Source organism: Azospirillum endophyticum, from assembly GCF_016595245.1.
GTDB lineage: Bacteria > Pseudomonadota > Alphaproteobacteria > Azospirillales > Azospirillaceae > Azospirillum > Azospirillum endophyticum.
The window spans coordinates 22,021-34,489 of sequence record NZ_JAENHM010000015.1 but is presented as its reverse complement, the minus strand read 5'-3'; the positions used below and the strand labels follow the sequence as shown (position 1 = coordinate 34,489).

At 69.4% G+C, this 12,469-nt stretch carries 10 protein-coding genes; 9 read left to right on the top strand and 1 reads right to left on the bottom strand.

Features of this window, described 5'->3' with window-relative positions; genetic code table 11:
- The first annotated feature begins 4 nt into the window (after positions 1 to 4).
- From tssC (JHL17_RS04185) to JHL17_RS04155, 7 genes are all read left to right on the top strand, one after another.
- The gene (gene tssC / locus JHL17_RS04185; protein ID WP_200190797.1) at positions 5 to 1,498 is read left to right on the top strand and encodes a type VI secretion system contractile sheath large subunit; all 1,494 of its coding nucleotides are present in this window, start codon (positions 5 to 7) and stop codon (positions 1,496 to 1,498) included.
- Between the two features lie 7 nt (positions 1,499 to 1,505).
- The gene (gene tssC / locus JHL17_RS04180) at positions 1,506 to 3,074 is read left to right on the top strand and encodes a type VI secretion system contractile sheath large subunit (protein ID WP_200190796.1); all 1,569 of its coding nucleotides are present in this window, start codon (positions 1,506 to 1,508) and stop codon (positions 3,072 to 3,074) included.
- A 49-nt stretch (positions 3,075 to 3,123) separates the two neighbouring features.
- Positions 3,124 to 3,921 carry a type VI secretion system accessory protein TagJ gene (locus tag JHL17_RS04175; RefSeq protein ID WP_200190795.1) on the top strand — a complete coding sequence of 266 codons (798 nt, stop codon included), beginning with the start codon at positions 3,124 to 3,126 and terminating at the stop codon, positions 3,919 to 3,921.
- Positions 3,922 to 4,071: 150 nt separating this feature from the next.
- The gene (gene tssE / locus JHL17_RS04170) at positions 4,072 to 4,548 is read left to right on the top strand and encodes a type VI secretion system baseplate subunit TssE (protein WP_200190794.1); all 477 of its coding nucleotides are present in this window, start codon (positions 4,072 to 4,074) and stop codon (positions 4,546 to 4,548) included.
- Positions 4,541 to 6,373: a type VI secretion system baseplate subunit TssF gene (gene tssF, locus JHL17_RS04165; RefSeq protein ID WP_200190793.1), complete on the top strand. Its 1,833-nt coding sequence runs from the start codon at positions 4,541 to 4,543 to the stop codon at positions 6,371 to 6,373. Before tssE ends, tssF begins: the two co-directional genes overlap by 8 nt.
- Positions 6,337 to 7,431 carry a type VI secretion system baseplate subunit TssG gene (tssG, locus tag JHL17_RS04160; protein WP_200190792.1) on the top strand — a complete coding sequence of 365 codons (1,095 nt, stop codon included), beginning with the start codon at positions 6,337 to 6,339 and terminating at the stop codon, positions 7,429 to 7,431. The genes tssF and tssG overlap by 37 nt, the downstream gene beginning before the upstream one ends.
- A gap of 143 nt (positions 7,432 to 7,574) precedes the next feature.
- A complete protein-coding gene (locus tag JHL17_RS04155; protein WP_200190791.1) occupies positions 7,575 to 9,116 on the top strand; it encodes a class I SAM-dependent methyltransferase in 1,542 nt (513 codons plus the stop codon).
- Between the two features lie 56 nt (positions 9,117 to 9,172).
- Here the strand turns inward: JHL17_RS04155 and JHL17_RS04150 are convergent, their stop codons facing one another.
- Positions 9,173 to 9,949, bottom strand: a complete 777-nt coding sequence (locus tag JHL17_RS04150; RefSeq protein ID WP_247893301.1) for a tetratricopeptide repeat protein — start codon at positions 9,947 to 9,949, stop codon at positions 9,173 to 9,175.
- Positions 9,950 to 10,213: 264 nt separating this feature from the next.
- Between JHL17_RS04150 and tssJ the strand changes: the two genes are divergently transcribed.
- Both tssJ and icmH read left to right on the top strand, forming a co-directional pair.
- On the top strand, positions 10,214 to 10,966 hold the full coding sequence (gene tssJ, locus JHL17_RS04145) for a type VI secretion system lipoprotein TssJ (RefSeq protein ID WP_247893300.1): 753 nt from the start codon (positions 10,214 to 10,216) through the stop codon (positions 10,964 to 10,966).
- Entirely contained in the window at positions 10,963 to 12,465 is a 1,503-nt protein-coding gene (gene icmH, locus JHL17_RS04140) for a type IVB secretion system protein IcmH/DotU (protein WP_200190788.1), read from the top strand. The genes tssJ and icmH overlap by 4 nt, the downstream gene beginning before the upstream one ends.
- Positions 12,466 to 12,469 lie beyond the last annotated feature (4 nt).

The window sequence follows — 12,469 nt, the reverse complement described above, 5'->3', positions numbered from 1 at the left end:
TCCGATGAGCGACGCACAGTCCCAGGGCGCGGCCGCCGCCGGCGCCGTCGCCGAAGGCACCGGCTTCTCGATCCTCGACCAGGCCATCGCCGCCACCAAGCAGACCGAGCCGGATCGTGCGCAGGAGCTGCTGCGCACCCTGACCCAGGAAGCGCTGGCCGGCACGGTCACCTTCAACAAGAACCTGGGCCAGACGATCAACCGTGCGATCGCCGCGATCGACGCCAAGATCAGCAAGCAGCTCAACGCCATCATGCACCACGAGAAGTTCCAGAAGCTGGAAGGCTCGTGGCGCGGCCTGAACTACCTGATCATGAACTCGGAGACGGGCTCGACGCTCAAGGTCCGGGTGATGAACTGCCCGAAGAAGGACCTGTACAAGGACATCTCCAAGGCGGTCGAGTTCGATCAGAGCAACCTGTTCAAGAAGATCTACGAGAACGAGTTCGGCATCGCCGGCGGCGAGCCCTACGGCGCCCTGATCGGCGACTACGAATTCACCAACCATCCCGACGACATGGAACTGCTGACCGGCGTCTCCAACGTCGCGGCGGCCGCCTTCGCGCCCTTCATCTCGGCCGCCAGCCCGAAGCTGTTCGGCTTCGAGGACATGACCGAGCTGTCGAAGCCGCGCGACCTGGAGAAGATCTTCGACAGCGTCGAATACACCAAGTGGCGCAGTTTCCGTGAGAGCGACGACAGCCGCTTCGTCACGCTGACCATGCCGCGCGTGCTGGCCCGCATGCCCTACGGCGCCAACACCAAGCCGATCGAAGAGTTCGAGTACGAAGAGGCTCCGTACGAGGGCGGCATCGCCCGGCCGATGGAGCACAACGACTATTGCTGGATGAACGCGTCCTACGCGATGGGCCAGCGCCTGACCAACGCCTTCTCGCAGTATGGCTGGTGCACCGCCATCCGTGGCGCCGAAGGCGGCGGCAAGGTCGAGAACCTGCCCTTCCACACCTTCACCTCGGACGACGGCGACAACGACGCCAAGTGCCCGACCGAGATCGGCATCACCGACCGCCGCGAGGCCGAGCTGTCCAAGCTGGGCTTCCTGCCGCTCTGCCACTACAAGAACCAGGACTACGCCGTCTTCTTCGGCGCCCAGACCACGCAGAAGCCCAAGAAGTACGACCGGCCGGAGGCGACCGCGAACGCCGCGATCTCCGCCCGCCTGCCCTACATCATGGCGACCTCGCGTTTCGCCCATTACCTGAAGATCATGGCGCGCGACAAGATCGGCTCCTTCATGGAGGCGAGCGACTGCGAGGCCTGGCTGAACCGCTGGATCCTGAACTACGTCAACGGCAACGAAGCCGCGGGCCAGGAGATGAAGGCGAAGTACCCGCTGGCCGAAGCCAAGGTGCAGGTCAAGGAGATCCCGGGCAAGCCCGGCTCCTACAACGCCGTCGCCTGGATGCGCCCGTGGCTGCAGATGGAGGAACTGACCACCTCCATGCGCATGGTCGCCCGCATCCCGCAGGCCGGCTGATCGCGGCATGAGCCAGGCAGCGGCCGATTTTCACGCCGACGACGCCGACGCGACGGTCCTGGAACGGCCGTTGCGCCTGCGGGCGGTCGACATGGCGATCGGCCGCGACGAGTCCGGCCTCCTCGACACCTTCCTGGAGTCGAAGGGGCCGGGAGAGGCGCTTCGCCTGTGGTTCGGGATCACGCTTCCCGTTCATGACAGCCTGGACAAGCTGCGCGCCGCCCTCGACCGCGACATCGCGGCGATCGACGCGCTGCTGTCCGATCAGGTCAACGCCATCCTGCATCACAAGCGCTTCCAATCCCTGGAAGGCTCGTGGCGCGGGGTGCGCACGCTGGTGAAGCAGGCGCAGTCGGCCGAGACCGTGGCGCTGCGGCTGCTGAACCTGACCTGGGCCGAATTGTGCCGCGACCAGGAACGCGCCATCGAATTCGACCAGAGCCAGCTGTTCAACAAGGTCTACAGCGATGAATTCGGCATGCCCGGCGGACGCCCCTTCGGCGTGCTGCTGTGCGATTATGCCGTCCAGCACAGGCCGAGCAAGGACCGGCCGACCGACGACGTGTCGGGCCTGAAGGGGTTGGCGCAGGTCGCCGCCGCCGCCTTCGCCCCGGCGATCGTCGGCGCGGCGCCGGAACTCTTCGGGCTGGAAACCTTCCACGAGCTCGGCCTGCCGCTCGACCTGAAGTCGGTGCTGCGGCAGACCGAATACCAGCGCTGGCAACGCTTCCAGGAAACCGAGGATTCCCGCTTCATCGGCGTGGCGCTTCCGCGCGTGCTGATGCGCGAACCCTATGGCGACGACCCGCAGGCCCGCCACGGCTTCCGCTTCCGCGAGGAATCGCTGGACGGCGGCCATGCCGGAAGCCAGGGCGGCGGCCTGCGGCTGGAGGACCATTGCTGGGGCAACGCGGTCTACGCCTTCGGCACGGTGCTGATCCGCTCCTTCCTCCAGCATGGCTGGTTCGCCGACATCCGCGGCGCCCAGCGCGACGTGGTGAGCGGCGGGCTGGTGACCGAACTGGTGGTGCCGGACTTCGCCACCGACGCGGCCAGGGTCGCGCAGAAATTCTCGGTCGAGGTCTCGATGTCCGACCAGCTGGAGCGGGATCTCGACGAGCTGGGATTCATCCCGGTCAGCCGCTGCAAGGACACGCCCTATCTGGTCTTCTACGGCAACCAGTCGGTGCAGCGGGTCGGCCAGTACACCAACATGACGGCGACGGCCAACGCCCGGCTGTCGGCCATGCTGCGCTACATGTTCTGCGTGGCGCGCTTCGCCCATTTCCTGAAGGTCATGGTGCGCGACCGCGTCGGCGCCTTCGTGACGCCGGAGCAATGCGAGCGCGACCTGCAGAGCTGGCTGCACGGCTATTGCCTGGGCAACGACGACGCCAGCATGGACCAGAAGGCGCGCTATCCGCTGCGCGAGGGCAGCATCCAGGTCCGCTCCGTCCCGGGCAAGCCCGGCAACTACCAATGCATCATCCATCTACGGCCGCACTTCCAGCTCGACCAGGTCTTCTCGACCTTCAAGCTGGTGACCGAACTGGCCCAGACCGGCGGGGCCGCCTGACCCACCGTCGTCCGACGTCAGGCGCTTCATCCAGGGGGAGAAATCGATCATGAGCGAAACCGCAGCCCAGCTTTTCCAGGCGGGCCGCCTCGACGAGGCGATCACCGCGCTGAACGGCGAGATCAAGAAGAAGCCGACCGACGTCGACAGCCGCGTCTTCCTGGCCGAGCTGCTGAGCTTCGCCGGCAACCTGGAGCGCGCCGACCTGCAGCTCGACACCATCGGCACGCAGGAACCGCAGGTCGCCATCACCATGGCGCTGTTCCGCCAGCTGGTGCGTGCCGAGCAGGCGCGGTCCCAGCTGTTCGCCGACGGCCGCGTGCCGGAGTTCATCGACCAGCCGGCCGACCATCTGCGCCTGCACCTGGAAGCCCTGGTGGCGCTTCGCGCCGGCGACACCGCCGACGCGGTGGCGAAGCTGGCCCAGGCGGAGGAGCTGCGCCCGCCGGTGTCCGGCAGCCATGACGGCACGCCCTTCGAGGATTTCCGCGACCTGGACGATCTGGCCGGCGGCTTCTTCGAGGTCTTCACCAGCACCGGCAAGTATTTCTGGATCGCCACCGAGACGGTGGAGCAGGTCGAGTTCCGCGCGCCCGAACGGCCGCGCGACCTGCTGTGGCGCCCGGCCCACATGACGGTGCGCGGCGGCCCCGACGGCGAGGTCTACCTGCCGACGCTTTATGGCGGCGCCCCGGCCGATGCCGACGCGGCGGTGAAGCTGGGCCGGGTGACGGAGTGGTCGGAAGACGCGCCGGTGCGCGGGATCGGCCAGCGCTGCTTCCTGGTCGGCGAGGAAGCCATTCCGATGATGCAGCTCGGCACGCTGGAGTTCTCGGGCGCGGTGTAACGGCGCGCTGCCGATACCCCCACCCTAACCCTCCCCCGCTGAGCGGGGGAGGGAACTCCGCCTTCTCCTGCTGAAGCACCAATCCCCCTCCCCCGCCCAGCGGGGGAGGGTCGGGGTGGGGGTATCCACCGGACACTTTCCAAGGCCACCATGGATCGCAACCATTCCATCACCCTGTCAGTCCTCGACCGCCTGCTCGACGACACGCCGGAGCATGTCGCGCCGCGGCCGCACACCGTGGCGGATCTGCGGGCGGCGATCCGGCGCGACCTGGAGAACCTGCTGAACACCAGGCGGCGGGTGCTGGGCTGGCCGGACGACCTGACGGAACTGGCGGATTCCATCCTCGGCTACGGCTGCCACGACCTGCTGGTGGAGAATGTCGCCACCGATTCGCGGCGGCGCGAGGTCGTGGCGAAGATCGAGGCGGCGATCCGGCGCTGGGAGCCGCGCTTCGCCCATCTGGCGGTGAGCATGGTCGAGAACAGCGATCCGGCCGACCGCACCCTGCGCTTCCGGATCGAGGCGCTGATCCACGCCGACCCGGCGCCCGAGCCGATGATCTTCGATTCGGTGGTCGATCCCACCTCCAACATGGTCACCGTGACGAGCAAGGCCCGTGGCTGACGAACTCCTCCCATACTACAACCGCGAGCTGACCTATCTGCGCCGCATGGCGGCGGAGTTCTCGGAGGCGCATCCGAAGATCGCCGGCCGGCTGCGGCTCAGCGCCGACGCGGTGGAGGATCCCCATGTCGCCCGGCTGCTGGAGGGCGTCGCCTTCCTCAACGCCCGCATCAGCCGCAAGCTGGACGACGACTATCCCGAGCTGGTCGACACCCTGCTCGACGTGCTCTACCCGCATTATCTGGCGCCGATCCCGTCGATGGCGGTGGTGCAGATGAAGAGCAGCCCGGATCTGACCGGCGCCCACACCGTGCCGAAGGGGACGGAGCTGGAGACCGAGGCGCTGCGCGGCGAGAGCTGCCGCTTCCGCACCGTCTATCCGGCGACTCTGTGGCCGGTCGACCTGGATCAGGCGGTGCTGAGCGGCCGGCCGCTGGTGGCGCCGCCCAATCCGCGGGCGGGCGATGCGGTGGCGGCGCTGCGGCTGACCCTGCGCTGCCGTGTGCCGGAGATGACCTTCACCGAGCTGGGGCCGGAAAGCCTGCGCTTCTTCCTGCGCGGCCAGCCGCAGCAGGTCTATGCGCTGCACGAGCTGATCTTCAACAACGCCGTCTCGGTGGCGCTGGCCGACGATCCGCATGACCCGAACGCGGTGATCCTCGGCCCCGATGCCATCAGCCCGGTCGGCTTCGCCGACGACGAGGGCATGCTGCCCTACCCCGCCCGCTCCCATGGCGGATACCGGCTGCTCACCGAATATTTCGCCTTTCCCGAGAAATTCCTGTTCTTCGACCTGAAGATCTCGCCGAAGGTGCTGCGCCGGGCCGGCAACACCCTGGAAATCTTCATCTACCTGAACAGCACCGACGGCGACCTGGAGCGCGCGGTGTCGAAGGACAATTTCGCGCTGGGCTGCACGCCGGTGGTCAACCTGTTCCGCCAGCGGGCGGAGCCGGTGGCCCTGACCCAGACCCAGCACGAACACCGCGTCGTCCCCGACGCCCGCCGCCCCGGCGCGCTGGAGGTCTATTCGGTCGACAGCGTGCTCGCCACCGATCCGAACGGCACCCAGCGGCGCTTCCTGCCCTTCTACGGCCTGCGCCATGGCGGGGTCGAGGCGGTCAGCCGCACCTACTACACCGCCAGCCGCCGTCCGGCGGGCGGGCGCGATCCAGGGACCGAAGTGCATCTGGCGCTGGTCGACCTCGATTTCGACCCGTCGAGCCCGGCGGAATCGGTGCTGTCGGTGGAGACGACCTGCCTCAACCGCGACCTGCCCGGGCAGCTTCCCTATGGCGGCGGCCACCCGCACCTGAAGCTGATGGAGGGAATGGCGGCGGTGTCGGGCGTCGCCTGCCTGACGCCGCCGACCCCGACCCTGCGCATCGCCGAGCGCAAGGGCCATCGCTGGCGCCTCGTCTCCCACCTGCTGCTGAACCACCTGTCGATCTCCGGCGGGGCGGAAGGGACGGAGGCGCTGCGCGAGATCCTGCGGCTCTACGACTTCCGCGATTCGGCCGAGACGCGCGGCATCGCCGACGGCGTCGCCAAGGTGACGACCAAGCGCGGCACGGCGCGGGCGCCGTCGCGGCCGGGCGACGTCGCCTGGGGCGACGCGATGTGCCGCGGCATCGACGTCGGCATCGAATTCGACCCGCAGCGCTTCAGCGGCAGCGGCATGTTCCTGCTGGCGATGATCCTCGACCATTTCCTGGGGCTGTACTGCTCGATCAATTCCTTCACGCGGCTGACCGCTACGGTCAAGGGCCGCACCGGAGTGCTCCGCACATGGCCCGCCCGAGCCGGAAACCGCCCGCTTCTGTGATCGACCGGCTGTTCCGCACCCCCCACCGCTTCGATTTCTTCCAGGCGGTGCGGGTGCTGGAATGGCAGGCCCGGCGCGACGCGCGCGACCCGCGCGACCCGCGCAACGTCCGCCGCCACGCCGTCGGCCATGACCACGACCCGCGCGAGGAGGTCGTGCGCCTGCGCGCCGACACCTCGCTGACCTTCCCCGGCAACCAGGTCGCCGGGGCGGAGGCGGGGGTGGACGGCCGGCAGCCGACGGTGGTCGGCGCCTTCCTGGGACTGGTCGGTCCGCTGGGCGTGCTGCCGCAGCATTACACCGAGATGATGATCCGCAGCTTGCGCGAGCGGAACCGGGCGCTGCGTGACTTCTTCGACGTCTTCCATCACCGCAGCTTCTCGCTGTTCTACCGCGCCTGGGCCAAGTACCGGCTTCCGGTGTCCTTCGAGCGCGGACAGGGCCTGCGCGACCCCGACCCGGTCAGCACCACGCTGTCGAGCTTCGTCGGCATCGCCCAGCCGTCGCTGGCCAAGCGGCTGGTGGTGGAGGACGAGACCCTCCTGCATTATTCCGGCCTGATGTCGCGCGGGACGCGCTCGGCCGCCGACCTGCAGGAGATGCTGTCGGACTTTCTCGGCCGGCCGGTGACGGTGGAGAGCTTCGTCGGCGGCTGGCTGCCGATCGCGGCGGACGGCCAGACCCGCCTGCCCAGCCTGTCCGACCCGGAGGGGCGGCATTGCCGGCTGGGCATCGACGCGCTGGCCGGCGACCGCGCCTGGGACGTCCAGGGCAAGTTCCGCCTGCGCATCGGCCCGCTGAACCACGACCAGTTCCGCGACTTCATGCCGGAAGGCCGCGAGTTCAGGAAGCTGCAGGATCTGGTGCGGATGTATGTCGGGCCGGAGCTGGATTTCGAGCTTCAGGTGACGCTGGAGGCACCGCAGGTTCCGGCCGCGCGGCTGGCCGCCGGCGAGGACGACCGTGACGCCTCGCGGCTGGGCTGGAACGGCTGGGTGCTGCACGCGCCGAGCCCGGTCGAGCGCAAGGACGCCGTGTTTCCGATACAGGATTTGTGAGTGGTTGCCCGCTTGCCCCCACCCTCCCGCTTCGCGGGTCCCTCCCTCCCCCGCTTCGCAAGGGAGGGACGGCTTGCCCCCTCCCCCGCCCAGCGCGAGAGGGTTGGGGTGGGGGCAACGGCTTGAGCTGAAACGAGGACCCCATGAGCGACTGGAGCGCCGGCTATGTGTCGGACATCGAATATCTGCCGGGCTTCTACCGTGAGCAGGGGCCGGCACATCTGACGCTGAGCTGCCTGATCAACGGCATCGCCCCGCCGTCGACGGCGAACGGCTTCGACTATTGCGAGCTCGGCTGCGGCCACGGCACGACGGTGGCGCTGTTCGCGGCGGCCAACCCGCAGGGGCGGTTCCATGCGATGGACTTCCACCCCGCCCACATCGCCCGGGCCCGCGACGCCGCCGAGGCCGCCGGCCTGACCAACATCACCTTCCATGAGGCGAGCTTCGCCGAACTGGCCGAGGGCGAGGGGCCGGAGCTTCCGGAGTTCGACTTCGTCACGCTGCACGGCGTCTACAGCTGGGTCAGCCCGATGAACCGCGGCGCCATCGCCCGTTTCCTGGCGAAGAAGCTGAAGCCGGGCGGGCTGGTCTATGTCAGCTACAACGCCATGCCGGGCTGGGCGCCGATGATGCCGCTGCAGCGGCTGCTCTACGAGTATTCGGGGCTTGTCCACGAGCGCAGCGACCGCCAGGTCAAGGCCGGCCTCGACTTCGCCGAACAGCTCCACAAGGCCGGGGCCAAGATCCTGGGCGACGAGGCGATGTTCGCCAAGCTGCGCGGCGAGACCAAGACGCAGAGCGCGGTCGACCAATCGGTCTATCTGGCGCATGAATACCTGAACGGCAGCTGGCAGCCGCTCTACCATGTCGACGTCGCCCGCGAACTGGGCGAGGCGAAGCTGACCTATGCCGGGTCCGCCACCCTGTTCGAGAATTACCCGGACCTCGCCCTGACGCCCGACCAGCGCAAGGCGCTGGACAGCATCGGCGTGCCCAGCCTGCGCGAGACCTTCAAGGACTATTGCGTCGGCCGTCCCTTCCGCCGCGACGTCTTCGTCCGCGGCGCCCGGCGCATCAGCGTGGCCAAGCGCGACGCGATGCTGATGGACATGGCGATGGCGTTGACCATCCCGCGCGCCGACGCCCGCACCACCATCCAGGTGCCGCTCGGCGAGGCGACGCTGGAAGCCAAGCATTACGAGCCGATCTTCGACGCGCTGGCCGACGGTCCGCGCCGCATCGGCGAGCTGATGGAGCTGCCCGAGGTTCGGCGAGCCGGCGGCAACCTGTCGGCGGTGGAGATCGCCGGCATGCTGACCGGCTCCAACCAGGCGATCCCGATACCGAACCCGCCGGAGACGGTGACGCCGCTGCCCGGCGTGCTGGCCCACAACCGCGCCGCCGCCAACGAACTCGCGACAAGCGAAGGACGCAAGAGCAGTGCCTTCGCCGCGTCGGTCGGCGGGGCCGGCCTGCATGTCAGCACGATGGAGGCTCTGCTCTACGACGGGCTCTGCGAAGGCGTGCCGGAGACGCTGGACGCGCTGGTCGGTCACGCGATGCGCCGTCTGGCCGCGCCCGAGAATGCCGACGACGCCAGCCGCAAGGCGATCGCCGACAGCATGGACTGGTGCCTGCGCAACAGCCTGCCGGTCTGGCGCAAGCTCGGCGTGATCGCCTAGCTCCCTTCCTCTCCCGGGGCTCCCGGCGGATCTCCGATCCGCCGGACGCCGTCAGCTCAAACGACGTTTGTGCGAGAGGCGGGAGAGGGCATCATCACCGCCCCCTGCATGGGATGCTGTTCCGCCTGATGCTGCCACTCCGCCTCCTCTTCATCCTCCCCATCGCCGGCCCAGGCCGGGACGACGGTCTGGCGCAGCTCCGCCAGAGCCACCAGCGCCTCGCGGTCGCCGGCCGCCGCCGCGGCCTGGAGCCACAGCGCGGCTTCGGCCGGGTCGCGGCTGGCGCCGACGCCCTCGCGCAGGCACAGGCCCAGGCGGAACTGGGCGGCGGGATGGCCCTGCTCGGCGGCGGCGCGCAGCCAGCGCACCGCCTCGACCTCGTCGCGGTCGACGCCACGGCCGTCGAGCAGGAGCAGGGCGAGGTTGACCTGGGCGGGAGCCGATTGCTGCAGGGCGGCGAGCCGGTACCACAACGCCGCCTTGGCGGGGTCGCACGGCACGCCGGCGCCATGTTCATGCATGTAGCCCAGGTTGTTCTGCGCCCCGACATCGCCCTTCGCGGCGGCGCGGCGGTACCAGGACACCGCGCGGCGCGGATCGGGCGGCACGCCGATGCCGTTGGCCAGCAGGAAGGCCAGCATGGTCTGCGCCGCGACATGGCCCTGGCGGGCCGCGCGCCGGTACCATTGCACGGATGCTGCGACGTCGGCCGTCCGCAGTTTCTCCGCCATCCGGTACTGCGCCTCGCTGTCGCCCAGCCCGGCCTTCATCCGGGTCCAGAGCGTGGGCGTGGCGGTCGTGGACGTCGTCGTGAACATGGCGGTCGTGGACATGGCGCTGGCACCTTCGTCGATTGTCCCCCGGGGATCCACTCCACCAACACCGCGCGAACCGGCATTATTCCCTTCGCCGCGGCGTTGTGGAGCATCCCCTGCGCCCGAGTCTCTCCCGCCGGTGCCCCGCGTTCAACCTCCCCAGCCGGCGGTCGAGGAATTGTCACGACGGCGCCTTTGGTTAAGGATGACCATCCCTTCGTGCCCTGCTATACCCGATCGTATAAGCGGAAAGGTGTGGTGATGCAGAGGATTGCCGGCTGGATGCGGATCCGGAAGACGACAGTGTCCGCCGCCGGCCTGGCCGCGGCGCTGGCTCTGTCCGCCTGCTCCTCCGCCCCGCCCCCGGCACCGCCGCCGACCACCATCCAGATGACGGTCGTGGGCGCCGCGGCGCTGAACCCCGATCCGAACGAGCGGCCGTCGCCGGTGATGCTGAGGCTCTACCAGCTCGGCCCCAGCGACGCCTTCGCCAATGCCGATTTCTTCCAGGTCATCGACCAGGACAAGGCGACGCTCGGCCCCACCCTGCTCGACCGGCAGGAACTGGCGGTGCCGCCGGACAGCCGCCAGACCGTCACCATCCAGCCCAAGCCCGATGTCAAGACGCTGGCCGTCGCCGCCGCCTTCCGCGCCTATGAGAAGGCCGGCTGGCGCGCGATGCTGCCGATCGAGCCGAACAAGGCCAACACCTTCGTCCTCACCGCCAAGGACAGCAGCATCACGCTGGCCCGCCAGGACAGCGCCGATGGCGAGGCGAAGACGGACGACGGGACCGGCACGGACAAGCCCGACGCCGACAAGCCGGATAGCGAAAAGCCCGGTGCCGATAAACCAGGTGCCGATAAGCCCGCTGCCGACAAGCCGGCCGCAAGCAAATCGGATGCGGGCCAGCCGGCCGCCGATGCGCCGAAGGCCGACAAGGGCGAGCCCGCGCCGAAGGCCGCCGCCGTCCGGCCGGCCGTGGATCAGCCGCCGGCCGCCCAGCACAACCTGATCATAAAGGGGCCGTCATGAGTGTCCGGCCGCCGCCCGACAAGAACCCGTTCGAGGAACCGGACGACATCGACGCCACGGTGATGCAGCCGATGGCGTTCCAGCGCCCGTCCGCACCGCCGGCCGGCGGCGGGGCCGGACTGGTGCCACCCGCCTTCGGGCAGGGCGCCCCCTCCTCCAATCCATCGCCGACATTCTCCCCGGCGGCCTTCTCGCCCCCCGCCTTCGCGTCCGCCAAGCCGGCCGCTCCCATGCCGGCAGCGCCCGCTCCCGCTCCGTTCACTCCCGGTTTCCGGCCGCTGGACGACGCGGCGCTGGCAGCGCTGACCGCGGTGAGCGACAACCCGCTGGTCACCGCCGCCGCCCCCATCCTGGCGATGGTGGTGCGGGTGCGCGACCTGCCGCAGCACCGCGACGTCGAGTCCCTGCGCGAGCGGGTGATCGCCGAGATGCAGCGGTTCGAGGCGGCGACGGTGCGGGCCGGACTGCCCGCCGCCCAGATCCGCAACGCCGGCTACGCGCTGTGCGCGACGGTGGACGACGTGGTGCTGGCGACCTCCTGGGGCAGCCAGAGCCTGTGGGCGCACAAGAGCCTGGTCTCCACCATCCAGAAGGAGACCTGGGGCGGCGAGCGCTTCTTCGACCTGCTGGACCAGATGGCGGACACGCCCGACCGCCACCTGACGGAGCTGGAGCTGTTCTACCTCTGCGTTTCGCTGGGGTTCGAGGGCAAGTACCGCGTCACACCGCGCGGCTACAGCGATCTGGCGAAGCTGCGCGACCGGCTGTACCGCGTCATCCGCAAGCAGCGCGGCGAGGCCGAGCGCGACCTGTCGCCCCACTGGCGCGGCGAGGCCGACGGCTTCCGCCCGCTGGCGGCCTCGGTTCCGCTGTGGCTGCCGGCGGTGCTGATCGTGGCGCTGCTGACCGCGCTCTATGCCTGGTTCGTCTTCGCCCTGGCCGACCAGTCCGACGCCGCCTATCGCCGGCTGGCCGGGCTGATCCCGGACAAGCCGGTGCAGGTCGCCCGGATCGAACCGCCGGTCACCCTGCCCACCCCGCCGCCCCAGCGGACGGTGGCCGACCGCATCGCCTCGGCGCTGGCCGCCGACATCAAGGCGGGACTGGTCGAGGTGAGCGGTGCCGACGGGCGCGTGCTGGTCCGCACCCGGCTGAACGTCTTCGGCTCGGGCAGCGACCGCATCGAGGCGCGCTACGTCGAGGTGTTCCGCCATGTCGCCGAGGCGCTGCGCAGCGAGAAAGGGCGGATTTCCGTGATCGGCAACACCGACAACGTCGCCATCCGCTCGCTGCGCTACCCGTCCAACCAGGACTTGTCGGAGGCCCGGGCGGACAAGGTCCAGCGGCTGATGACGGAGATCCTGGGCAACGACGCCGCAAGAGAGAACGGAAGCCGCCTCAGCGCCGAAGGGCGCGGCGACACCGACCCGATCGCCCCCAACACGACGGCGGAAGGCCGGCAGGCCAACCGGCGCGTCGACATCGTGCTGGTGCCCTGACCGA